We start from the raw sequence: 25,880 nt of genomic DNA on the forward strand, positions 1-25,880 counted from the left end.
TTTATGCTCTATTAAAATCAAAAAAGGCCCCATAACGTTAATCATGGAGCCTTCCGAATATTATTTATTTTATCTTGTAACCTATTTAGTAAAGAAAATTAAATAAGCTGTGATTAAAAAAATTAAACACGGTTTAACACTTTACGAGTTGCAGATGTTTTAACGTGCGTGTAGTACAACGGTAAACCAACTAATAATAAACCACCTGCTAAATTACCCAATACCGTTGGAATTTCATTCCATAGTAAATAATCGTAAACAGTGAAATCACCACCCATGATCATTGAGAATGGGAATAAAAACATATTAACAATTGAATGTTCAAAACCCATGTAAAAGAACAACATAACTGGCATCCACATTGCCGCCATTTTACTACCTGCTGAAGTAGAAATTAGTGCACCAACAACGCCCATTGACACCATCCAGTTACATAACATGCCACGTATAAAGATAGTAAACCAGCCACTGATGCCGTGTTCTTGATAACCTAATGTACGAGATTCACCTATGCTACTTACTTTAGCAGCGATAACACCACCATCTGCTGAGTAACCATAAGTTAAGATGAATGACATGAAAAATGCCGTGGTCATCGCCCCAGCGAAATTACCAATAAACACTAATCCCCAATTTCGCATAACACCCGAAAGCGTCACACCCGAACGTTTATCAAGTAACGCTAACGGTACTAAAGTAAATACACCTGTTAGCAAGTCAAACTTCATTAGATACAACATAATAAAACCAACAGGGAACAAACAAGCTCCTAATATTGGACTACCGGTTTTTGTTGCAACTGTGATAGCAAATACCGCTGCCAGTCCCAAAATAGCGCCAGCCATAAATGCGCGTATTAACGTATCCTTAGTTGACATGAAAACTTTTGATTCTCCAGTATCAACCATTTTTGTAACAAATTCTGTAGGTTCTAAATATGACATAATTTTCTCACTTTTAAGTTTGGTAAGTGTTTATATAAAATACATTAATAAATCACTTACCTTTATATTCAACGTACTTGTTGAGGAACAATCCTTGCGTACCTATCTTCAATTTCTTAATCTATTTAAAAATTTTACCAAGCTTTATAAGGCAAAAACTTTCCATTAAGCGTAACAATCACTCGATCTCCTTTAGGATCTTCTTGTTTGTCTACATCCATTGTAAAATCAATAGCACTCATGATGCCATCACCAAATTTTTCTTGAATAACTTCTTTTAACGTATCGCCATAAACACCAACAACTTCATAAAGGCGGTAAATTAATGGATCTTGCGGTACAGCCTTATCCCATTCCTTTGTTGGGTTCTCAAGCAAAGTCGCTTTGCTATCTATCGGTAAGTCTAAGTATTTAATCAATTTATCAGCAGTTTCTTCAGTAAAACTGTTCATACCTAAGCAAGCAGAGGTCGTCCATACAATAGACATACCTATCGCATCAGAAATAGCTTCCCACGTTAGCTCTCTGTCTTTTTTAATTGCAAATATTGCTTCAGTTACATCAATTTTTTTCATTTTGTTTCCTTACTGTTTTTATTTACCGTTTTATAATGTGTGAAATAGCACGGTAATTAAGATTAAACCGCCCGATAATGGTGCAAAAATATTAACCAATATTATCTAACGTCTCGCTCTACCACTGCTAACAACCTTCTTTATTAAATTAGTAGTTGTCTGTTTTATAGATTGCATTAAGTATGCCAATAGACAAGAAAGCATTAACTTATTGTTTTTTAATTAATTTAAAAATACTTAATGGAATAAAAAACCACGAAAAAACGTTGAACAACGATTTACAGTTGCTAACACGACGAAATATCGTTGACACTGGCTTAATAGTTGCTTTGTCATAAGCTATTAATTTTGGATATAAAATAAGGCTGTACTTATATGTTGAACCAACTGTTCTTAAACGCTCCAACGGCCATGTTACTGATTGACCCGATCAACAACCAAGTATTGGCAGTTAACCAATTAGCTGAAGAAATATTTGGATTAAACGAAAGGGATTTAAAACAAAAGAAAGTCACTCAGCTATTCCAAAGCTGCATAGACAAGTTACATTTATTTACACAACAAGTGTTAGCTCAAGGTTCAGCTTGGAGTAGTGATTTGTTTATCGATATAGCACATAAAACTATACATTTAGGCATCAATGCCACTCAATTAAAGAGTCATATTTTATTGAGTTGTGAAGACAGTCATATAACCTTTAAGCGACACTTTAACGCAATTATTGAATCTAATTATCAATCTGGTTTTTTTCATTGGAATAAAGATGAAACTATTTTTGAGCAAATAGAACGACAAAATCAACTTTTACTGACAGCCGTCGGTGATGGTATATACGGTGTTGATTCGCAAGGTAAAACCACTTTTGTGAATGCAGCTGCGGAACACATTCTGGGTTGGACTAAACCCGAATTAATGGGTAAGAAAATACATGACATTATTCATCACTCACACCTTAATGGCAGTCACTATGAAGTACATACCTGCCCTATTTATGAAGCTTTTAATGACGGAGCCGTACACAGTGTTGATAACGAAGTATTTTGGTCGAAAACAAACAAACCGATTCCAGTGGAATATACCAGTACCCCACTCACTGAAGAGGGTTCTTTAATCGGTGCGGTCGTTATCTTTCGAGATATCACCGAGCGTAAACGAACTCAAGATAAACTATTAACAGCACTAAAAGAAGTTGATGCCCTTAAACAACGCTTAGAGATGGAAAATGCTTATCTACTTGAAGAGATAAATGCAGATTTTAATCATCAATACATGATTGGTAAAAGTATTAAAATCAAACATATGATGAACCAAATCGAATTAGTCGCCCCCACTAATGCCAATGTGTTAATTATTGGAGAATCGGGTACAGGTAAAGAGCTTATTGCACGATCCATCCATGAAGCGAGTCAACGTAAAGTAAGGCCACTCATTCGCGTTAACTGCGCAGCCATTCCATCAGAATTATTTGAAAGTGAATTTTTTGGCCACGTTAAAGGCGCTTTCTCTGGGGCAATTACAGATCGAGTAGGCCGCTTTGAGTTAGCCGATGGCGCCACTATCTTTTTAGATGAAGTAGGCGAAATACCACTACAACTACAAGGTAAATTATTACGAGTATTACAGGAACAACAATTTGAACGTGTCGGTGAGTCTAAAACACGCCATGTTGATGTGAGAGTGATTGCAGCAACCAACAGAGATTTAAAAAAGTTAGTTGAAAAAAACAAGTTTAGAGAAGATCTGTATTTTAGGTTAAATGTATTCCCTATTAAATCACCGCCATTACGAGAACGAATGGATGATTTACCTTTATTAGTAAAACACTTCATCGATAAGATTTGTTTACAACTCAATCAATCAATACCTAAAGTCCCTTTATCGCAAATGCAATATTTACAAGATTATGCATGGCCGGGCAACATTCGTGAACTTGAAAACATTATAGAGCGCCAGGTTATTCTGTCTAAAAGTAATAAATTGAGTTTTGATTTTTTAGGCAGAGAAACAAATATAGAAAGCCGTACTGTTAGCCGAAACCTTAATACCAATGTGATCAGTGCAATACAACATAAACAATTGGAGAAAAGTAATTTAGAACAAGCTTTAAGGGATTGTAATGGAAAAATTTATGGTGAAGATGGTGCAGCAGCATTACTGGGATTAAAGCCCACAACGTTAAGCTCTAAATTAAAAAAATATGCTATCAACCGACTCGTATTTGTTTAAGGTAAAAAATTAGTTGCTTAACCTCAATACTGTATCAATTTATTTGTCAGGAATTAAGGCTACTTATATTATTGATTATAAAAAAGACCAAAGGTGGATATAACAATATACCCACTCCCTTTGCTCCTAATCTAACTTTCTATCAAACTACTAACTATGAGTATAAACCGCTATATCTCTAAAACTATTATAACTCTACATTATTACCTATCTAGAGATCTTAACGTCTAAGTTCTATGAAGTGGGTAATAGTGTCATTAATTGAAAAGTTAATTAGTAACTAACCATTATTTTTTCAGTTTTAACTCTGCACTGTAAATCAAGTCATCACAAATTAACGTGAGTGTTTTGAAGTCTTTAAATATCTCAAGGTCAACACTATCGAATAACCAAATAGAGAACACAAAATCAGAATCGATGGTTGCTCGAGCAAATGGATTTATTAGCCCTACTTTTTGATAATCATTAATACCTAATGCTGCTTCACAAGAACCGTGTTTTTCATTTCTTAATTTTGCTTTTTGCTCACTGTTATATAATGTTTGATCAATTTTAAACATTAACGTCGGAATACCTAACTCTGTGATAAGAATGAAATCGCCAAAATCTCCTTCTTTTGAATATCCAGGAACACTACTCCAATCACGCGTTTTAGATTTAAGTAACAGTTTAGGTATTTCAGGTAACGTCTTAGGCATAGTACTAAGAAAAAAGCGTGTCGACGGAGTAATTGACTGATCGACATTATTCCAATTTGACATCAGTAATAATGAGCCTCCAACAATCATAATAAATAAAGCACTTAATGCTAACTTCAACTGTCCTGCAATTTTAGAGACATCTGAGTCAGCAGTCAGTTTACGAATTTGTGCATTAGCTTCATCCAAACAATCTGTTTTAATTCTAATTTCTTCGATCAACTGAAGAACTTGAATCTTTAATGATTCCGGATCTAGTGTCGTTTCATCGACGGCAACTTCTTTAGAAGGCAAATAAACAAAATGCTCGTTACCTCCACCGTTCATTACTTTTTTATAAGCAATATGAACAATTTTAAATAATTCACTCGAGCCAGATTTATCTGGATGGATTTTAAGCGATAACAATTTGAATTGTTTTCTGATCGCTTTATTTGACCAAGAGTCATTTGTCCCTAAAATATCATGGTTATTCATTTTAATGAGGCACTTATTAGCTAGGTATTGGGATTAATGATTCAATATGACGTTTATTATTTTTGTCATTATTAAACCATCATTTCACATCTTAATTGAGATCCATTTTTACTGAACTGATTGTGACACTCAGAAACGCTAAAATCAAAAAAATAACCATAAAACAAATAGATATCTTAAAAAATAAATGAAAAACATCATTTTATAATATAATTACTTCTTTATGATTAGAAAAATAATGAAATATCTAAGATAAAGAAGTGCAATAAAAAGCATTGAAAAAAATGTGCAAATTTTAGAAATCGCAAAGAATCGTAGAAAGTAAGTTTTAAAGGGAATCACATAAAATAAATAACAACTTAAGTTCTATATAACACTTTGACTACATGCCAACCATGCTTTGTTTTTACGAGGTGTGGGGTGATTAATTCAGCAGTAAAACAGACTTTATCAAAAGCAGGTACCATTTGACCTTTTTTGAATTCGCCTAAATCACCCCCTTTTTTGCCTGACGGGCAAGTAGAATACTTTTTTGCTAACGTTTGAAATTTAGCGCCCTTCTTTAACTGAGCAATTATATCTTCTGCTTTATCTTGATGCTTTACTAGAATGTGAAGTGCTGATGCAGTTTTTGCCATGATTTAAATCTCTTTTCGGAAATATTACTAGGCACAATTATACCTGCATTTTCCCTAATAACTATTATTCAGTGATAATTATCATTAGCTATGATCTATCAACAGTACTTAAATAATATGGAAAATGTTCACTAAAAATAAATTTATAAAGAGTCTAATTAACGTGGCTTAGAGTTAATAACATTTTTGATAAAGTAATATGCGATATAACCTATGATACCAGTTGTACTTACAATAACAGCGACACCTGCTGCGACTACTGGATCATTTATTAACATAGAGAAAAATTCCATTCTTAGCTCCTTAATGACATTGCTGTGACTAATAAAGTTTACCTAGTAACTACAATGTATTTAAAGAGCACTCACAACTTTGATTTGAATCAGGATAATGTCGGATTAAAGCATTAGGAGTAAATAGAAGTAGTAATGTGTGATCGATTCCAGAATTTTAATTTTAAAGATTCTTTAGTACTTTTATGTATCAATAATCGAATAATTCTGAGTAAACGATTGTTTAGTGTCAGTAACTAAAATGACAATAGCGATTAAACAAGCGAAGCTAGACATTAAAAAAGGCCAATGCAGAGAGAAATAATGAGCAATAAAACTTGCCATTAATCCAGCTAAAACGCCAGCCCATTTCCCCCACGCATCAAACCGTCCGAAAAATAATCCTGCTTGATGTTGTTGTAATTGTTGGGTGAGTAATAAATGTAAACCGCTATAACAAAGCAACATACCTAATCCAAATAACAGACGGTAATAGATAAGACTATCCATATTCTGTAAACTAAATTGTCCCATACAAGCTATCCCTAATAGAGAAAAGCCGAATAAACTTTGCTTTTGTGCCGATAAAGTTAATTTCCCGATAAAAAAGACAAATAATAAATACACAAGATGAGGCAAACTATAATAAAACCCAATTATGCTATCACTAATTTTTCCTAATGTTTGTACATAAGGTAAGAAATAGGGAAAAGTGACCACCATTGAAAAACAAAATAGAAACTGTAAAAAAAGTAATTGAGTAACAGTATTTTTTTGGTTTTTCTGATTGTTTAAGTGAACAATTGTTCTACTTTTTAAATCGTCTCTTTGCAAAAACAGGCTCACTAACAATGCACTCAAAGGCAGTAAGGATAAATAACGATAAATATTTAACGGTTCAGCTATTTGTGTAAATAACCCTAATAAGATAGGACCAGTCACTAATGCTAAACGAGCTGAAAATTGAGTTAAATTAAGACTTTTAGCTAATGCTAAGCCTTTATATTGGCTACTAAGGTAAGCATTTGAGGCAGCAAGTGTTCCGCCGCTAATGCCTTGTACTATTAAACCAAAACAAAATAGCCATAAATTATCTGCAAACCCTGATAATAAAAAACCAATTGTTAGTCCACCTTGCGCCCTTAATAACGACTTTTTCTTACCATATTTATCTGCAAAACGCCCCCACCAAGGAGCAGTTAAAGCAGCACACAAAGGTGGAACAATAAACATAACACCTATCAAGTATTGCGATTCACCTTCAACCAAACTGTCCAACATTCTCGGCATAAATAAAGGCATACCTAATGCAGTAAAAGCGGTTAAAAAATGACAAAATAAAACAATATAAACAATGCGCATGGCGTACTCTAAATTAAAAATAAGGTGATCTTTTGGTTATTGATATATACCCGTTACCATTCAAAGTGCAAAATCCAGAAAGCGGCGAAGTCAACAGGTGCTAGGTCGAAAGAGAAAGATCTAACGAATATTGTATTTAAATAATGTGAAAATTCGTAGATTAATAAATACAAACAACCTGCATACCCCATAAAATCTAATGACATCATACCCGATAACAGTTATCATTTTCATCTTATTGTTAAATGGATTTAAAGATGTTCTTTCGCTTACCTTCAATATTATTAGCCCTGCTACTCATTTTTTTTAGTTTTCAAGTTAACGCCGTCACTATTAAACACCAATCAGGCACACTAACACTTGAGAAAACTCCTAAGCGTATTGTTGTATTGGCTTTCTCGTTCGTCGATGCACTTGCTATTGCAGGCGTTTCTCCAGTTGGTATCGCCGATGATGGCGATAAAACACGGATCATTAAAAGTGTTCGAAACCTCATTAGTGATTGGAAATCAGTTGGATCTCGTTACCAACCTAGTTTAGAAGCAATTTCAGCTCTTAAACCTGATTTAATCATTGCCGATAGTGGTCGCCATAGCTCTATATATAGTGGTTTATCACTTATAGCACCAACATTGATGCTTAAAAGTAGAGGTATAACTTACCGTGAGAATTTAATAGAAGTACAAAAAATTGCAGCTGCCATTGATAAAACTGAAGTCGTAAATTTACGATTGAAACAACACTACCAACTAATGTCTGATTTTAAAGATCAACTTAATACAGAAGAAACATATCAGTTTGCCATTATCAGCGACAAAGGAATGTGGATGCATAGTCAATATGCTTATGCAGGCAGTGTTATTAAAGCATTAGGATTAAGCAGTTCGTTAATAAACAATTCCAAAAAAGCTTACTTACAAACAAGCTTTGAGCAATTTTTGAAAACAAACCCAGATTGGTTATTTGTAGGGAAATATACTGAAACAACCGTTATCGATAAATGGAAAAAAAATCCACTTTGGAAGTTATTAGCTGTCGCAAAATCAGGCCAGTTAATTACAACATCTCCCAATATATGGTCATTAAGCAGTGGTGTTTTAGCTGCTGAAGCAATTGCAAAAGAAATTACTGAGCTCAATAACAAATAATACTTAGGTATTTAGGTCGATTTAAGCACGGTGTAACTACATTATGATTTCAGCAATGAAAAATCTTAACTTTCATTGCAAGCCAATAATTTTTAGACAATGTAAAGCTGCTACTCCTGAAACGAGATATCTATCTAATTGTCCCTAATGGCTGAGATAAATCTGCTTTATTAAAAGCCATCTCGCTCTGTATTAACAAGCACACCAAGAAAGTAGCTTTGAATAATTAACATTTGATCAAATTAATTAATAAAAAAAGTAAAAGCCTACATATTTTCCCCCAACCTCCTATTACTGCTGATGGTATTAAATTATTAAAAAAGAGGAAAGTAAATTATTAAAATGATATCAATAGCTTAAACCATTTCACAGTCAACTTTAAAAAATGTTTTTGGTTTAAAGGCAATTATTATGAATGAGCCGATCATCAATAAACCCACCTTCATCTATTTACAAAACAATAGTTAATAAACCTTGCGAAATAAATGAAATTGATTATCATTAGCTTTTAGTTAATGCAGATATTATTTATCACTAAAACACTGGTTGTTCGTAAATCTATCCTCAAATTCATGAACATATTAATAGATAAACAAAGGTTTTAACTTATGCCGTTTTCCATTAATTATTGATGTATAACGAGTAAAATTAATCATAATTTAAATGCAACCACATAAATTTATTTGTTGTTAATTTTAATGCTCAAACGACTCAAAAACATGCTGAAGACGGCGCGATTACCCCAATAGACAAGACCTAAAAACTATTATTTAAAGTGTTTAAAAACAGCCTAAATAACTCACTATAAGGAAATAAAGAATGAAAGGTAAAATAGCTCATTTCAAAATGACAACGCTCTCAATTGCTATTACTACAGGACTTATATCAAGCTATGTACAAGCAGATGAAGCAGATCAAATTGAGCCAATTGTTGTTACGGCGAGTGTTTTAGGTAATTCAGAAGTTGAAGATATTAAATTATTTACAGGTAGTCGTAGTATTTTAACATCAAAAGAGTTGGAAAAAACAGGTGCTCGATCTATTGACACAGCACTTCAACAAATACCAGGAGTAAAGATCTTAGATGAAACAGGTACAGGTGTTCTACCTAATGTATCTATACGTGGTGTAACATCAAGCCGCAGTGGCCATGCTCAATTCTTATTAGACGGCATTCCTCTAAGTCTCGCTCCGTACAGTCATAATGGGCAATCTTTATTTCCTGCAACTTTAGAAATGATTGATCGTATTGATGTTGTACGTGGTGGTTCAGCAGTGCAATACGGGCCTAATAATGTAAGTGGTGTTATTAATCTTATTTCTAAACCTATCCCAGAAGTATGGACAACAAGTTTAAATGAAAAGATAACTTTTTTCGGTAACAAAAAAGTACTTTATGATACTTCTTTTAGCACGGGTGGCTCAGTTAATGAATATTTTGATATTCGTTTTAGTGGCAATATTTTAAGCGGAGAATCATTTAGAGATCACTCTGATACAGATGTGCAGAATTGGATGTTACAAACAAATTGGAAAATTAGTGATGACAAATCATTAGCAACAACTCTTCAATATTATGAGGCAGATACAGAATTACCTGGAGCCTTAAATCCAGCAGCCTATAAAGAAGATAGAATTCAATCATTACGTACTAATGATGCATTTGATGCTAACACTATACGTTTATCAACAACTTACAACCAAATATTAGGTGATATTGGTATTGCTGATTATGCTGAATTTGATCTGATCACTTTTGCTAATAAAAGTGACCGAGAATTTTCATTTGAAAATGACGCCAATACATTAACCCCTCCAACACTATTCCATACAGCCCCACGAGAGTTTGAGATTTTTGGAATTGAACCTAGAGCAACAGCCTTTATTGATGGGGAGATAACACAAGATTGGATAGTTGGGACTCGTTATGTACATGAAGATATTGATCAAAGTCTTAATAGATTTTTTTATGATGGTGTGACTGAACCAAGACTAATACGTAATAGAAAAGTAACCACTAATGCAATGGCTTATTACGTAAGTAATAAAATTGGATTTTTTGATGACCGTTTTGTAGTAACCCCAGGCGTAAGATACGAAGATGTTAATTTGTCTTATAATGAAGTTGTCTCCGGCGCACAACAAAAACAGCACATTAAAGAAGTGTTACCTAGTTTAACACTAGGCTATACCTTATCTGAGCAATGGTTTGCTTTTGCAAATGTGCAAAAGTCATTACGTACACCACAAGTATCCCATTTAACAAGCACAACACAAATTGACTCAATAGACCCTGAAATTTCATGGAACTATGAAGTAGGGACTCGTTTTACACCAACGCATAATAGTAGTATCAATGTAACCTTATATCGAATTGATAACAAAGATAAAATAGAGTCGAACAGTACAGGTACACAATTTGAAAACATTGGTAAAACTCGTAGTCAAGGGGTTGAAATTGAAGGACAGTTTTCACCAGAAAATTTACCAGAATTAACCTTACGAGCTTCATACAATTATCTTGATACAGAACAACTTGAAGGGGATAACAAAGGTAATGAACTTCAAGATGCTTCAAAACATCAACTCTCTGCAAGTGCATTTTACAACTATAACGATATTGATTTAGGTTTAAGTGCTTACTATTATAGTAAAGCATTTTCTGACTCAGCAAATACTGTTGAGGAAGATGAAACGGGTGAAGTCGGTGAATTACCAGCTTATACTGTCGTTAATTTAACAGCGGCAACTGAATTATATAAGAAAGGGACACAAAGCTTAACAGCGAGCGTCGCTTTAAATAATGCATTCGATAACGACTATTACTTTAGAGGATTGGATGTTTCTGCCATTGGACGGATACCAGCACCAGGACGCTCTGTATCTTTAAATCTTGGTTATAAATTCTAAGTCTGGTTAATCAGATTTATTATTTAACTGTAAATTTTATTTAAAACCCAAAAATGGAATCAATAAGTAAATTTATTGATTCCATTTTTTATTGATAAGCTAAAAATCAGATTACTCGATCAATAACTTCTGTTTAACTTATACCAATGGAATTAAATAAGTGATCAGAGGTTGCGCAGGAAAAATTAACACTAATAAGGCGTGAGTTGTAGGAGATAGTTGTTCTCACTTCAAAACTCACAACGCAGTTAGGGGGGATTTTAACCAGCAAGAATGATCACCTTATTAATTCTTTTGGTATTAGTTAAGTTACATTAAGTAAATTTGATTTTAAGCTACCTACTTACCTTTATTTTATAAGGTTATACCGATTACATTAAATATGTTATCTAAATTTTGCGCTGGAAAAACAGTTCAATTCAAGGCGTAAATTGATGTAAATGGCTGTTCCCTTTACGAAATTTATAACGAGGAAGTGGGCTTTTTTAACAAGTAAAATAGATAAGCTATTTATTGTGATTGGTATTACATATGCATATAACGTTTAATTTTCTTCGTTGGTGTCTTGATAAAAGGTTCTGTTTGTTCAACCACTGAGTTCAACTTAGAAAATGAAGATAAAAGTCCATTTGATTCATTTTTAATATCTTCTAACAGCACAAGGATCTCTTTGTGTAAGTCTGAATCAGTTTCAGTTTTAAGGTTATGTTGTTCATCAAACAAGTCATAATCGATGTAAATTTTAGCAACGAGTTTTTTATCTAACTCATAGACCATTGAGTCAATCACTAACGAGTGGCGATTAATAACATTTTCAATGGATTCTGGATAAATATTTTCACCACTTGAACTGATAATGACATTCTTAGTACGACCACTAATCGTTAAAATACCCATTTCATCTGCGTAGCCTAAATCGCCAGTATTAAACCAACCATCTTCATCTAACACTTCTTTGGTACGTTCTTCTTCTTTGTAATAACCCAACATGACATTAGGGCCACGAACGTGTAACTCACCTTCTTTATCTTCTTCATTTTGTTTAAGAAAGCGGTATTCGATATCTGGTACAAATATACCCGTCGTACCTAAACGAGTATTTCCGGGTACAGCACCTGCAATAATAGGCGCGGTTTCAGTCAACCCGTAACCAATCGCATAAGGAAAGTTAGCTTCTAATAAGAATTGTTCTACGTAACTGGATAATTTAGCACCGCCAATGCCAAAGAATTTCATTTCACCACCAAAGCTTTGCATTAACTTTTGACCTGCTATTTTATTCAGTTTTTTACGCACAAAACCGACATTGTTATATAAATACTTAGTCAGTTTATTTTTATTAAATTCAACTAATATTTTGTTTTTGTAAATTTTCTCAATAACCAGTGGCACGCTTAACATACACGTTGGTTTAACGGTTTGCATTGCTGCTAAGATGATTTTTGGTGAAGGTACACGATTAATATAATGGATAGAACCACCATTTGAAAAAGGGACTAAGAAACCAACCGAACATTCAAAAGTATGCGCTAAAGGCAATATAGACAGGAAACGATCTTTTTCGTGTATGTCTGTTAGCGTGTTAGCTTGGTAAAGTTGAGACATTAAGTTGTAATGGCTTAACATAACCCCTTTCGATTGTCCTGTTGTCCCTGACGTATAAATAATCACCGCAAGATCGTTTGGATTGATTGTTAGCGTATTATCTATCTCACTCATTTTTAGTAGTTTCTTTTGTTTTGCAAACTTTATTGCTTTGTCTTTCATTTGCGCAATCGTTTGCACACCTTTAACAAAAAACTCTGAATGCTTAGGTGTTTTATCTTCAATCAAATCAAAAGTTTCTAATGAGAAAACATAAGATAAACTTGAACTAAAATCATCTTCGTTTAATTTAGCGCTTAACTTATGGGAAACAAAAATAGCTTTTACTTCAGAATGTTTAATAATGTGATGAATTTCATTAGTGTGGAAGTCCGGTAAAATAGGTACGGCGATCGCGCCCATTGCAGTTATCGCTAAATAAACGATTCCCCAATGTGGCATATTCTCACTGCATATCGCAATTTTATCACCTTGCTTTAATCCTAAATCTTTAAACATTGCTTGCAGTTGAATAACTTTTTGTTGTGCTTCTTGATAAGTTAAACCATCTTCACCTACATTACATACAAACGCATTTGACGCGTACTTTTTAAATGTATGATCAGCTAAAGACATTAAGTTGTTGTGGGAAAGATTAAGCGACATATTAAAGCCTTTATATTTGAGTAAACGATTGATTCGTGAATAATTACTAATATCAGGATTCAATAATTGATTGAGTAGTTTATGAACATTATATCAATAAGCTAATGTAAAACGACTAAAATGCGCAATGCAATGCTGATTATCAGAGTCTTATAACATTTTCAGGGATTAAATTATCCAAAATGCCTAAAACAGTCACTTTAAGATAAATAGAATACTTTCAAGCTGCATATTAAATAATCATTTTCACTATTTATTCCTTCATTATAGACATATCATTCACTAAATTTAAAAGGATGTTATAGCAACACTTAAAGCTGTGTTAAAATCCTTTTTTTTATTTATAGAGACAATTTTTATGGCACGCCAAGTAACTTATTTTTATCAAGGCACTAAAAAAACCATCGCATTTTCATTCAGCCAACATTTTGATATTTTTGAAGCGGTAGCCGCTGCAGAAGGTGTTGATTTAAAATCATTTTGGGCGATGGAGAAGCAACTTGAAATGAGTTCACGTGGCCAAGGTATCATGAAAAACTACCGTGCAAATGAATTTGAACGCATGGGCTTTTCAGACATAAAATTTGTAAGAGACGAAACTAAAGACAAAGAAAATAAAGAGAAGAAAGAAAAATAAATTCACTCAATATCATGGTGGATAGCGCTATATGAACGAGACTAATAACCAGAGTAACAATACAAACACTGAACACTTACGTGAGATGAACGAAATAGAGCACCTCTATTTAGCTCAAGTGTTAGGCACGTTACCAGCACCTAAAAAACGTTACCTTAAAGCAGCACTCAATACCGCTGTATTTTGGGTCTTTTCTTTGTTTGGTTTTTGTATTCTTTGGTTTATCAGTAGCTTAATATTAGCTACCTTTGCTTCTATTGATATTGGTGTTAGTAGTGATTATTCAACCGTTATATTTCCGATCGCTATTATTGTTGCTGGATTATTTGCTTTGAACTCAACGAGAAGATGGTTATCAACCTCTGAAAGTGGTTATACTTATATTAAGGCTGATTTGGCGGCACAAAAAATACAAACTGAACGCTATAAAGTAAAATCAGTTAAATGTTTTAAAGAATCAAAACACGGTGGCTTATTATATTTTTTATTATTAAAGCACCCTGTTTCTAAACAAAAAAGCATTAGAGTTATTTATGATTATGAAAGTCAGAATGACCAAGTTGACCCTACATTATTATTAACAATAAAAACTATTTTAACCATTTGTACTGCACCAAACTCAAAGATTGTTGTTGATAATGTATTTGAAGGAGATTCTGTCACTAAGATTGAATACCTTGATTTAACAGCTCCCCCTGAGCAATGGCCTAACCCAGATAGTTGGGAAGATATTGAATGGTCTTCATTACAGCAGGTTTATTCAAAGTAAACTTATACCAATTACATTAATTAACTGCTCTATTTTACTTGTTAAAATAACTTATTTAATATGATCGGTATTAGCTTCCCGTTACTAATACACTTCCCATAAAATGTTGACGTTTAACGGTATTAGCCACTCATTCACATCACTTATTGTGCCTGCATTAGTGATTGCTTCTTTATGATTTGATGAGTTGCAATTGTCCGTTAATAAGTACAACTATTAATCCTATTTTTTAAAAGGTAAGGTTAAAGCTAACCACTAACAATAGGTATAACGAATGAGTAATAGTCGATATAAGTGGGTAAGTAATATTTAAGAAAGATTTATTAAAGAAAGGATTAACACTAAAAAAACCAATAAGAAGCTCTCCCTTTGAACTTTTTATTGGTTGATTAATTTTATAGTATTTTATAGTTTATAAAGTGTTTTTGATAAACCATTACTTCTAAAGTATTGCTTCTAAGCTAACGAGACTGGGTCTGGCAGTTTGATAATACGTTTCTCTAACACTTTTAATAACACGCCATATGCAGGTAAGAATAAACACAGACTCACTAACAATTTAAAACCATAATCTACCATCGCAATTTCAGGCCAATTCGCTGCCATGAACTCATCTGTTGAAGCGTAAAAAGCCAAAGAGAAAAAGATTAAGGTATCCAGTAAGTTACCCAATAAAGTTGATGCTGTCGGTGCAATCCACCAAGATTTAGTAAGGCGTAAATTTGCAAATACTTTAATATCCAGTAATTGACCAAATAAGTACGCAGCAAAGCTTGCTGCGGCAATACGCAATACAAAACTATTGTAGTTTGCGAGTGAGTCCATCCCTTGAAATATTCCTTGATGAAATAGTACACCGATGACATAAGAAACAACTAACGCAGGTAACATCGCTTTAAAGATAATACGACGCGCATTTTTTTGTCCAAAAATTCTAACGGTTAAATCTGTCGCAAGGTAGACGAAAGGGAAACTAAAAGCTCCCCATGTGGTATGCCATCCAAATAAAGTAAATGGCAGTTGTACTAGATAATTACTAGCACAAACGATAATGATGTGAAATCCAACCAATAGCGTAAGCGCACGGCGAATTTGCGTGTTTGAAAGTGATAACATATTTTGACCTTTTTATTGTGGCTTTTACTGCCACTTTTTAATGTAACAACGGGGTGAGGGAACCCGCTTATTATGTGCCCCAGCTGTTTAGTGATAGCTTAGGTTAGCTAACCTAATTAACTATATTGTTATATCAATCTGGGGGCGCATATTATAGGGTGATAATGACACAATACAACCCTTTTAATTGTTCCTTCCCTGCTCAATGAACACAAGATACCTGTAATAATATTTAATATAACGTTATACTGTATATAAACACACTTAAGCGAGTCAATTATGTTTGCGAATAAGCCAATTAAGATTGCAAAGGATATTGATGGGGTTCGTCGAAGTGCTTTTTGGCATTTATCACGTCGGGACCATAGCCAAGCAGAACTATTAAAAAAGCTTCAACGTAAAACCGATAACCAAGAATGGATAGAAACTGTTATCAATGAATGCTTAGATTACAATTATCTTGATGACCAACGTTTTACTGAGTCCTTTATTCGTGGCTCGCAAAATAAAGGTTATGGCGCGACCCGTATAAAACAAGATTTAAAATTAAAAGGCATTGGCGAACAGTTAATTAAACAAATATTTGATGACAATGAGTTCAATTACATTGATGCTGCTCAGCAATTATTAAGTAATAAATATCGAGAAGCGATTGTCACTCAACATCTAAAACAGAAAGCAATGGGATTCTTACAGGCTAAAGGCCATAGTTTCGATATTATTGCATTAGCCATTGAATCACATAATGAAGGTTTTCCAACACCCACGTTTAATGACCTCGATGAAGCTTGTTTGTTACTTTCTAAGAAATTCAAAGTAACGATTGCAGACCAAAAACAAAAAACCAAAGCACTAAGGCACCTTACTTCTCATGGTTATGACTATTCAAAGTCCAATCAAGCGATAAAGTTATTTAATCAACATTTAGCGTTGGATGAGTAAAAAGATAAAAATAAACAACTGAAAACAACAGCATACTAAGAACAATGTTAAAAAACATTTAAGACTATTGAGACTATAAGGCATATAGTCTGATTTGATAATACGGAAAAATTCATGGCAAAAGCAAAAACAAAAATTTCCTACGTATGCAGTGACTGTGGTGCTGATTATACTAAATGGCAAGGTCAATGCGGCGAATGTAAAGCTTGGAATACCATTACTGAATTTCGAGAAGCATCGAGTACCACTAAATCAGTTAATGCCGCCATTAATCGTAATCAAGTCGGTGGTTATGCCGGTGTAACCACTAATGGCGTGCAACGAATCTCATCGGTACAAGTAGAAAATGCACAACGTGTCTCAACTGGTTTAAGTGAATTAGACCGCGTATTAGGTGATGGCATTACATTGGGCTCAGTAGTATTGATTAGTGGCGATCCGGGCTCTGGTAAAACTACCCTACTCACTAAAGTGGCTTCTGTCATGTCACAAACCATGTCCACTTTATATGTCACCGCAGAAGAAAGTTTAAGTCAGTGGGCTAAACGTGGCATTGAAAGGTTAAACCTACATTTTAATGAAGATAATTTTTTACTGTCTGATACTGACAGTATTGAAGATATTGTTAATCAATGTATTGAAAATAAAGTGAAATTTCTAATTGCTGATTCAATCCAAGCCTTTGAATCAAATTCAGTGGATGGCTCTGCAGGCGGTGTCACTCAAGTTAAGACCTGTGCAAAAATATTAAACCGTTTATGTAAGCAACACGGTATTACTTTAATTTTAGTCGGGCAGGTAAATAAAAACTCTCAGATGGCGGGACCACAAACACTCAAACATATTATTGATACGGCGATTCATATTGAAGTGAATGATGCTTCTGTACGAATTTTACGTGCCGATAAAAATCGTTTTGGTGATACTGAGCAAGTGGGTATTTTTCAAATGACCGAAAAAGGCATGCGCTCTGTTGATAATCCAAGTCGCTTATTTTTATCGGGTAGTGAAGAGCACTTTGAAGGCTCTGCTATCTCAGTGATTAAAGATGGTGCCAGAAACCTCTTAATTGAAATACAAGCCTTAGCGACAGAAGTTGAAGGCGAGAAATCAATTAGAAACTGTATCGGTGTTTCATACAGCCGTTTGTCGTTAATCACCGCGGTATTAAAAAAACACGGTGGAATTCCTACTTATTACGATATTAATATCAGTTTAGTAGGCGGTTTAAAAATGGCAGACTCTGAAACATCAACCGATATGGCCGTAACAGCTGCCTTGCTCAGCTCAATTAACTCGAAGCCTTTACCGAGTGATGCAGTGTTTATCGGTGAGTTAGCGTTAACAGGAGAATTACGTCAAATACCACAAATTGTGCCGCGTGTACGTGAAGCGTTAAGCCATGGAAAAAAGCAGATCTTTATTCCTTCTGTAGCCTATCACGCTTCAATGCAACAGTTTGTGAAAGGCGACCAAAAAATCATTCCGCTTAAAAACGTACGAGACTTAATCGAAGCCTTACAATAACCAATAGCGATTATCTTTCACTAATTTTTAAGCTGAGCCCCTATAAAATGCTAGCGTATATGGATCAAACTGAGTGTGAGACTGTAATATAAACTCATTTTCTTACAAGGGTTTAATAACAAAGTCTCATGCGTTACCATGTTAAATATGTCTGAAAGTGTCGTGAGGCTACCAACATGTTAAGTGCGCAATTATTACAAGACTATGGACACCTTTTTAAACCAAAGCACGGACAAGTATTAGACTTGGCTTGTGGTAAAGGTCAAAATGGTTTGTATTTAAAAGAACAGGGTATTGATGTGTTATTCGCTGATATTAAACAGCAAACATTAGATAGCTTAGTTACCAGTGACAATGTTCTTCAACAGGATACTTGGTGTGCAGACTTTGAGTCTGAATCTCAAGTCGATGCTATGATACTCAGTAAAATGCAGTTACAGGGTATTATTGTATTCAGATATTTACACCGACCATTATTCAACGCACTTCAACAAGCGATTCAGCCTGGTGGCATTGTTATTTATGAAACATTCACCGAAGCAAACCGCGTATTTGGTAGACCTCATCGCGAACAATTTTTATTAAAAAAGGACGAACTTAAAACACTTTTCAAGGATTGGGATGTATTGTTTTATTTTGAAGGCATTAAGCACAACCCAAATCGCGCTATTGCACAAATAGTCTGCCAAAAGCGCCAATTTTAAATAGACTACAACTTAAGTAGGATATAACTAAATGCATGATATTAAAAATAAAGAACTGATCAAATCTGGCTCATTCATTAATGGTTATTGGTTAACAACCGACAAACCCTCTGAGCAATTCAAAGTAATCAATCCTGCCACACAGGTATGCTTAAACTCAATTCATAATGCGCAAAAAAATGATGCCGAAACAGCCGTTGAAGCTGCTGCCGCAACCTTTCCAAGTTGGACTAAACTAACAGCCTATGAACGAGCAGATCACCTTACTGCTTGGGCTAAACTAATTACAGAACATGAGCAAGATTTAGCACGCTTGTTAACATTAGAACAAGGTAAACCGGTTGCTGAAGCACTGTCTGAAATTCGTTATGGTGTGAGCTACTTACACTGGTTTAGTGAAGAAGGTAAACGTAGTTACGGCGATATCATTCCTGCCCTTTCGAGCCAACAAAAAATATTAGTCAATAAACAAGCCGTTGGAGTAGTGACGTCAATAACACCTTGGAACTTTCCAAGTGCGATGCTTTTACGTAAAGTTTCTGTCGCTTTAGCGGCAGGTTGTACCTTTGTGATTAAACCAGCAGCTGACACACCGCTTTCTGCTCTAGCATTAGCCCATTTAGCTAAAGTCGCAGGTTTACCCGATGGCATTTTTAATGTGGTGGTTAGCACCGAATCAGCTGAAGTGGGTAAAGTATTAACCATGCACCCTAAAGTGAATAAATTCAGTTTCACTGGCTCAACGGGCGTGGGGAAAACATTACTCGCACAATGCGCTGAAGGCGTTAAGAAAGTGTCAATGGAATTAGGTGGTAATGCCCCATTGATCGTATTTGAAAGTGCTGAAATTGATGCTGCTGTTAATGGTTTGATATCTAATAAGTTTAAAAATGCAGGACAAATATGTGTTGCTATCAATCGTGTATTTGTTCACAACAGTATCGCAAGTGAATTTACAAAAAAAGTTATCGAAGCAACTAAACTCATAAAATCAGGTAATGGCCTTGATTCGACAACTGATATTGGCCCTCTTATTACGCAACAAGCCGTTGATAAAGTCAGTTCATTAGTCAGCTCAGCAATAGAACAAGGTGCTGAAATAGCATATCAATCAGAATTAACACTATCTAATAAAGACGAAGCACATGACTCGTTAAAAGCTGACGGTTTCTACCCTGCTACGGTATTAACTAATGTGAATAATGAAATGGACATTGCACAAACAGAAATATTTGGTCCCGTCATTTCAATTATGACTTTTGAAGATGAGACAGAAGTTGTTGAGCAAGCAAATGCAACCGATGCAGGATTAGCTTCTTATTTTTATTCTCAAAATATGAATCAAGTCTGGAGGGTATCAGACGCATTACAGTATGGAATGGTCGGCATTAATGAAACAGCATTATCTAATGCTGCAGCACCTTTTGGTGGCATTAAGGAATCAGGTAGCGGCAGAGAAGGATCAAAATACGGATTAGATGACTACCTAGAAATTAAATATTTATGCTTAGGCGGAATTGAGCAAAAAAGTTAATTATCAAAGAGTCATTAATCTAATTTAACATTTAAGCCTGTAAGCATTAAATATACGCTTAATAAGAGACTAAAAATAATAAAGCCCTCTGAGTGACTCGCTATAAGTGACTCAGAGGGCTTTAATTTTATATACTACATGCACAATAATTGTAAAAATTTAACTATCTGTCAAACATCATGCCTAACATCTCAGAATAAATTAACCATAATAGTATTTCATTAAGTACTTATTAAAGCCTTATAAATACTTATTTTCTTTTAAGTAATCAATAACCTGTTGAGCACAAGCTTGAATAGACTTTTGATCTGTTTCAACATGTATTTCTGGATTAACTGGCTTTTCATAAGCACTATCAATACCAGTGAAATTCTTTATTTCGCCAGCACGTGCTTTTTTGTATAAACCTTTTGGATCACGCGACTCGCACACTGCTAAAGGCGTATCAATAAACACCTCAATAAACTGCCCTTCTGGTAACTGTGAACGTACCATTTCACGATCAGCAATAAAAGGTGATATAAAGGCAGTAGAGACTAATAAACCGGCATCAGCAAAAAGCTTTGACACTTCACCTACTCGACGAATATTTTCAATGCGGTCAGTATCAGAAAAGCCTAAATCACCATTTAAGCCATGACGTACATTATCACCATCTAACACATACGTTTTAGCTTGGTGCTGAAATAACATTAAATCAACCGCATTAGCGACTGTAGATTTACCTGAACCACTCAAGCCTGTAAACCATAAAACTGCCGCTTTATGGCCGTTTAATTGGCAATGGTCTTGATGTGAAACGCTCGCTTGATGCCATACAACATCAGATGATTTTTCACCATCAACATCTTTTTCTATATACGGGTTATTCATAATATTTCTCTCTAATAACAGAAGTTAGTAAACACAATAAAGACTTACTTCTTATTTAATTAATAAACGTTTGCTACTTATAGACCAAATACAAAAACAATAGCAATAATACATGTCACGCTATAAACCAAGCTGACAGGTATACCAATTTTAATAAAATCGTTTAATTTATACTGCCCAGCATTGAACACCATTAGATTCGTTTGGTAACCATAAGGACTGATAAAGCTAGCACTCGCACCAAAAGCCACCGCCATAATAAAGGCAGTCGGATTCGCATCAATACTCGTAGCGAGACCATAAGCAATCGGGAATATCAATGCCGCGGCGGCGTTATTAGTGACTAATTCGGTCAACAATAAGGTCACAGCATACACTGCAATTAACGCAAGCAATGGACTGAATGAGCCTGAATGATTGCTCATAACTTGTGTAAAGCTGTCTATAACACCACTATTTTGTAATGCATAAGATAAAACAATAGCTGCCGATATAATTACCCAAATGTCAGTAGGAAAACGCCTTACTAACTCACTACTAGTTAGACAACCACTTAAAAGTAATACACCAAGTAATAGTAATACGGCTTTGAATAAAGGGATGATACCTATCGCAGCTAAAGCGATAGCAGCAACAAAACCCAAAATAGCTAAAAGTTCTTTTTTACCTGATAAGCGCGAATCTAGTTCGACATCCGATAACAATATAAAGTTTTTACGTATGTTACGACGAGATTTAAAATCTTCACCAACCGCTAACACTAAAAAATCACCAGGTTTTATTTTTAGTTTGCCGATTTTCCCTGACACTTTTTCACCATCTCGTTTAATAGCAACAACAGCGGCATCAAACAAAGAACGAAAACCAACTGATTTTAACGTATTACCGTTTAATACACTTTCAGGTCGTACAACCACTTCTCTTAAATTACCTAATGGTAAGCCACTATTTTCAGCAAAAATAGACAAACCATCAAATAAACGTAACTGGTTAACTTTAGAAATGTCACCACTGAAGATGAGTTTATCGTTCGCCTGAATCACTTCATTTGGCGTGATCGCCGTAAGCTGTAAATCACCACGCATAATCTCTACTAAAAATAAAGACTGTAAATGACGTAAACCGTTTTGGTCGATACTTTTGCCCACTAAACTAGAATCAGGATTCACCTTAGCTTCTATAAAATAAGAAGGTGCATCAGTTAGCTTCATATCAATATCAGGCAGCAAAGAGCGACATACATATAATGTAAGCCCACACGCACCGACTAAACATAAACCAACTAAGGTAAAGTCAAAAAAGCCTAATGAAGGTAAATTAGCGTCAAGTACAAGACTGTTAACAATCAGATTAGTTGATGTCCCAACTAAGGTTAATGTACCACCTAAAATAGCGGCATAAGATAATGGAATTAATAACTTACTTGCAGAGTGATTAGGATTGTTACGAATTGGCGCTAACATAGTTGATACAACCGCAGTATTGTTCAAAAAAGCAGATGAAAAAACAGTAAAGCCGAATAATCGTAACCATGTTGAATTATAACTTGGTTTAATCACCTTCATGGCAACTAAACGCAATAAACGGGTTTTTTTCAAGGGCAATAGAACACAGCATTAACAGAATTAACGTTAATAGACCTTGATTAGAAAGGCTTTTAATAACTTGGTCTGTTGTGACCATTTGTGTTGAGAATAAAGTCATTAATGCCACGCCAAAGACTAAACTTGGACGTTGTTGGAATTTGATTAAACCGATGATAGTGAAGATGAAAACAGCGAGAACAAAATAGGAATGAAGAGTCATGAATAGGCCATCAGTTAAGAGTACTCAGTTGCTAGCCTAACACTAGCAACCGAATACTATTTAGCAATTATCCTTTTAGGATGTTTTTTGCTTCCCAATGCGGGAAATGTTTGCGAACTAATGCATTAAATTCAACTTCAAATTCGCTATAAGCTGATTTAGGGCCAGAAGTTGCTTCAAGTGGACGTTTAATCATGCCCGCACCAACAGTACCATTAGTTAAACGGTCAATAATGATGAACGCACCTGTTGCTCTATTATCTGAATATGCATCAAACTGAACTTCTTTTGCGACTTCAAAGTTACAACTACCAATTTCATTTAAAGCTAATTGAGTCGCAGGTTTCTGTTGAATTGTATTAACATCTGTTTGATAGTTCACAGAAGTAGCAGCACCTACCGTTGTATTACTACCAACTTTGATGATGTATTCACGATCAACGTTTAGTGGCGTTTCATCCATCCAAACAACATCAGCTTCAAAGTTTTTAGTTGATTGTGGCTTTTCATGCGGACGAACAATCATATCGCCACGGCTGATATCAATTTCATCTTCAAGTGTTAGAGTGATTGCCATGCCTTGATATGCAACTTCTAAGTTACCGTCAAAAGTAACAATCTCTTTCACTTTACTTTGCTTACCAGAAGGTAACGCTTCAATAGTATCTCCAACACGAATTTCACCTGATGCAACAGTACCTGCAAAACCACGGAAATCTAAGTTTGGACGGTTTACGTATTGAACACCTAAACGGAATTGATCAATAGCATTGCTGCTGATTTCAACTGTATTTAGTAAACGTAATAATGGCGAACCAGGATACCAAGGCATGTTTTCACTTTGGTTTACTACGTTATCACCTTTAAGCGCTGAAATTGGAACAAAACGAACATCAGCGATGTTTAATTGTTTAGCAAATTCACGGTAATCTGCTTTAATTTTCTTATAAACTTCTTGATCGTAACCGACAGCATCCATTTTGTTGATAGCAATAACAACATGCTTAATACCCAACAAAGAACAAATGTAAGAGTGACGACGAGTTTGAACTTGTACACCATGACGCGCATCAATCAGGATAATTGCTAAATCACATGTTGAAGCACCCGTTGCCATGTTACGTGTGTACTGTTCATGTCCAGGTGTATCAGCAATGATGAATTTACGTTGCTCTGTTGCAAAATAACGGTAAGCAACATCAATCGTAATGCCCTGCTCACGCTCTGACTGTAAACCATCAACTAATAATGCTAAGTCAAAAGACTCATCAGTTGTGTTGAATTTTTTAGAATCTTTTTCAATAGCAGCCATGTGATCTTCAAAGATCATTTTGCTATCAAATAATAAGCGTCCGATTAAAGTTGATTTACCGTCATCTACGCTGCCACAAGTGATGAAACGCATCATGTCTTTGTTTTCGTGAACGCGTAAATATTCTTCTATATCCGATGCGATTAGATTTGTATCGTTAGTCATTTTTTTTCCTTAACTCTTTATAGGACTGGGTTATTTAAGCGTTGGCCTAAAAGTAACCTTCCATTTTTTTCTTTTCCATCGAACCAGCAGAATCGTTATCGATTACACGGCCTTGACGCTCAGATGTTGTTGTTAACAGCATCTCTTGAATGATTTCAGGTAGTGTCTTAGCTTCAGACTCAATCGCACCTGTTAATGGGTAACAGCCTAATGTACGGAAACGTACATTTTTCATCTGTGGAACTTCACCTTCTTCAAGTGGCATACGTTCATCATCAACCATGATTAATGAACCATCACGTTCAACAACTGGACGTGGTGCAGAGAAATATAGTGGCACCATTTCGATATCTTCTTGGTAAATGTACTGCCAGATATCAAGCTCAGTCCAGTTAGATAGTGGGAACACACGAATACTTTCACCACGGTCAACTTTTGAGTTATAGATGTTCCATAATTCAGGGCGTTGATTTTTAGGATCCCAACGATGCTTTTTATCACGGAATGAATAAACACGTTCTTTAGCACGAGATTTCTCTTCGTCACGACGTGCGCCACCGAATGCAGCATCAAAACCATAATGGTCTAGTGCTTGTTTCAAGCCTTGTGTTTTCATTACATCAGTATGCTTAGCTGAACCATGTGTAAATGGCCCCATGCCCATTGCAATACCTTCAGGGTTTTTATGTACTAACAAATTAAAATCATACTTCTTCGCTAAATTATCACGGAACTCAATCATTTCTTTGAATTTCCAGTCAGTATCAACGTGAAGTAATGGGAAAGGAATTTTACCTGGGTAAAAGGCTTTACGTGCAAGATGCAATAACACAGACGAATCTTTACCAATTGAATACAGCATTACTGGGTTATCAAATTCAGCGGCTACTTCACGCATTATTTGAATTGATTCAGCCTCAAGTGCCTTAAGGTGAGTTAGTCTTTTATTGTTCATGTGTTTCCTTACAAAGTCACAGGATATATATAATTTAAAG

At 34.9% G+C, this 25,880-nt stretch carries 22 protein-coding genes; 9 read left to right on the top strand and 13 right to left on the bottom strand.

The genetic code is table 11. From position 1 onward, the window contains the following. Window positions 1–122: 122 nt before the first annotated feature. Together GQR59_RS09390 and cynS are read right to left on the bottom strand one after the other, a co-directional pair. Entirely contained in the window at window positions 123–944 is an 822-nt protein-coding gene (locus GQR59_RS09390; RefSeq protein ID WP_025564422.1) for a formate/nitrite transporter family protein, read from the bottom strand. A gap of 134 nt (window positions 945–1,078) precedes the next feature. Beyond that, window positions 1,079–1,519 carry a cyanase gene (gene cynS / locus GQR59_RS09395; protein ID WP_160061901.1) on the bottom strand — a complete coding sequence of 147 codons (441 nt, stop codon included), beginning with the start codon at window positions 1,517–1,519 and terminating at the stop codon, window positions 1,079–1,081. A 375-nt stretch (window positions 1,520–1,894) separates the two neighbouring features. Here cynS and GQR59_RS09400 point away from each other — a divergent pair, with 375 nt between their 5' ends. Beyond that, a complete protein-coding gene (locus tag GQR59_RS09400) occupies window positions 1,895–3,745 on the top strand; it encodes a sigma 54-interacting transcriptional regulator (RefSeq protein WP_160061903.1) in 1,851 nt (616 codons plus the stop codon). Window positions 3,746–4,032: 287 nt separating this feature from the next. Here the strand turns inward: GQR59_RS09400 and GQR59_RS09405 are convergent, their stop codons facing one another. The 4 genes from GQR59_RS09405 to GQR59_RS09415 all read right to left on the bottom strand — a co-directional run bounded on the left by GQR59_RS09405 (window position 4,033) and on the right by GQR59_RS09415 (window position 7,192). After that, entirely contained in the window at window positions 4,033–4,920 is an 888-nt protein-coding gene (locus tag GQR59_RS09405) for a J domain-containing protein (RefSeq protein ID WP_160061905.1), read from the bottom strand. Between the two features lie 359 nt (window positions 4,921–5,279). Then, complete coding sequence (gene ppiC, locus GQR59_RS09410) at window positions 5,280–5,558, bottom strand: peptidylprolyl isomerase PpiC (RefSeq protein ID WP_025564430.1); 279 nt, start codon at window positions 5,556–5,558, stop codon at window positions 5,280–5,282. A 158-nt stretch (window positions 5,559–5,716) separates the two neighbouring features. Further along, a complete protein-coding gene (locus GQR59_RS18845) occupies window positions 5,717–5,851 on the bottom strand; it encodes a hypothetical protein (protein WP_268892983.1) in 135 nt (44 codons plus the stop codon). 183 nt (window positions 5,852–6,034) lie between these two features. Next, window positions 6,035–7,192, bottom strand: coding sequence for an MFS transporter (locus tag GQR59_RS09415; RefSeq protein ID WP_160061907.1), 1,158 nt, complete (start codon window positions 7,190–7,192; stop codon window positions 6,035–6,037). Between the two features lie 257 nt (window positions 7,193–7,449). On the opposite strand from GQR59_RS09415, the gene GQR59_RS09420 reads away from it, so the two are divergent. Together GQR59_RS09420 and GQR59_RS09425 are read left to right on the top strand one after the other, a co-directional pair. Continuing rightward, entirely contained in the window at window positions 7,450–8,340 is an 891-nt protein-coding gene (locus tag GQR59_RS09420; RefSeq protein WP_160061909.1) for a Fe(3+) dicitrate ABC transporter substrate-binding protein, read from the top strand. A gap of 819 nt (window positions 8,341–9,159) precedes the next feature. Next, complete coding sequence (locus GQR59_RS09425; protein WP_160061911.1) at window positions 9,160–11,250, top strand: TonB-dependent receptor family protein; 2,091 nt, start codon at window positions 9,160–9,162, stop codon at window positions 11,248–11,250. A gap of 525 nt (window positions 11,251–11,775) precedes the next feature. On the opposite strand, the gene GQR59_RS09430 is transcribed toward GQR59_RS09425, so the two are convergent. Continuing rightward, window positions 11,776–13,500, bottom strand: a complete 1,725-nt coding sequence (locus GQR59_RS09430) for an AMP-binding protein (RefSeq protein WP_160061913.1) — start codon at window positions 13,498–13,500, stop codon at window positions 11,776–11,778. A gap of 358 nt (window positions 13,501–13,858) precedes the next feature. On the opposite strand from GQR59_RS09430, the gene GQR59_RS09435 reads away from it, so the two are divergent. Together GQR59_RS09435 and GQR59_RS09440 are read left to right on the top strand one after the other, a co-directional pair. After that, window positions 13,859–14,137, top strand: a complete 279-nt coding sequence (locus GQR59_RS09435; protein WP_160061915.1) for a DUF2960 domain-containing protein — start codon at window positions 13,859–13,861, stop codon at window positions 14,135–14,137. A 31-nt stretch (window positions 14,138–14,168) separates the two neighbouring features. Then, complete coding sequence (locus tag GQR59_RS09440) at window positions 14,169–14,906, top strand: hypothetical protein (RefSeq protein WP_160061917.1); 738 nt, start codon at window positions 14,169–14,171, stop codon at window positions 14,904–14,906. A gap of 456 nt (window positions 14,907–15,362) precedes the next feature. Here the strand turns inward: GQR59_RS09440 and GQR59_RS09445 are convergent, their stop codons facing one another. Next, window positions 15,363–16,022: a 7-cyano-7-deazaguanine/7-aminomethyl-7-deazaguanine transporter gene (locus tag GQR59_RS09445; RefSeq protein WP_160061919.1), complete on the bottom strand. Its 660-nt coding sequence runs from the start codon at window positions 16,020–16,022 to the stop codon at window positions 15,363–15,365. 279 nt (window positions 16,023–16,301) lie between these two features. Between GQR59_RS09445 and GQR59_RS09450 the strand changes: the two genes are divergently transcribed. The 4 genes from GQR59_RS09450 (at window position 16,302) to GQR59_RS09465 (ending at window position 20,729) form a co-directional block, all read left to right on the top strand. After that, window positions 16,302–16,964, top strand: coding sequence for a regulatory protein RecX (locus GQR59_RS09450; protein ID WP_160061921.1), 663 nt, complete (start codon window positions 16,302–16,304; stop codon window positions 16,962–16,964). A 114-nt stretch (window positions 16,965–17,078) separates the two neighbouring features. After that, window positions 17,079–18,491 carry a DNA repair protein RadA gene (gene radA, locus GQR59_RS09455; protein WP_160061923.1) on the top strand — a complete coding sequence of 471 codons (1,413 nt, stop codon included), beginning with the start codon at window positions 17,079–17,081 and terminating at the stop codon, window positions 18,489–18,491. A gap of 176 nt (window positions 18,492–18,667) precedes the next feature. Then, window positions 18,668–19,195: a methyltransferase domain-containing protein gene (locus GQR59_RS09460; RefSeq protein WP_160061925.1), complete on the top strand. Its 528-nt coding sequence runs from the start codon at window positions 18,668–18,670 to the stop codon at window positions 19,193–19,195. Window positions 19,196–19,226: 31 nt separating this feature from the next. Beyond that, window positions 19,227–20,729 carry an NAD-dependent succinate-semialdehyde dehydrogenase gene (locus tag GQR59_RS09465; RefSeq protein WP_160061927.1) on the top strand — a complete coding sequence of 501 codons (1,503 nt, stop codon included), beginning with the start codon at window positions 19,227–19,229 and terminating at the stop codon, window positions 20,727–20,729. 240 nt (window positions 20,730–20,969) lie between these two features. Here the strand turns inward: GQR59_RS09465 and cysC are convergent, their stop codons facing one another. From cysC to cysD, 5 genes are all read right to left on the bottom strand, one after another. After that, window positions 20,970–21,602: an adenylyl-sulfate kinase gene (gene cysC / locus GQR59_RS09470; protein WP_160061929.1), complete on the bottom strand. Its 633-nt coding sequence runs from the start codon at window positions 21,600–21,602 to the stop codon at window positions 20,970–20,972. 77 nt (window positions 21,603–21,679) lie between these two features. Then, window positions 21,680–23,200 carry an SLC13 family permease gene (locus GQR59_RS09475; protein WP_328600602.1) on the bottom strand — a complete coding sequence of 507 codons (1,521 nt, stop codon included), beginning with the start codon at window positions 23,198–23,200 and terminating at the stop codon, window positions 21,680–21,682. Beyond that, entirely contained in the window at window positions 23,154–23,408 is a 255-nt protein-coding gene (locus tag GQR59_RS18915; protein ID WP_328600603.1) for a hypothetical protein, read from the bottom strand. Before GQR59_RS18915 ends, GQR59_RS09475 begins: the two co-directional genes overlap by 47 nt. Window positions 23,409–23,475: 67 nt before the next feature. After that, window positions 23,476–24,885, bottom strand: a complete 1,410-nt coding sequence (gene cysN / locus GQR59_RS09480) for a sulfate adenylyltransferase subunit CysN (RefSeq protein ID WP_160061931.1) — start codon at window positions 24,883–24,885, stop codon at window positions 23,476–23,478. A gap of 46 nt (window positions 24,886–24,931) precedes the next feature. Further along, window positions 24,932–25,840, bottom strand: coding sequence for a sulfate adenylyltransferase subunit CysD (cysD, locus tag GQR59_RS09485; RefSeq protein WP_160061933.1), 909 nt, complete (start codon window positions 25,838–25,840; stop codon window positions 24,932–24,934). Between the last annotated feature and the right edge of the window lie 40 nt (window positions 25,841–25,880).

It is taken from the genome of Psychromonas sp. L1A2, from assembly GCF_009828855.1.
Lineage (GTDB): Bacteria > Pseudomonadota > Gammaproteobacteria > Enterobacterales > Psychromonadaceae > Psychromonas.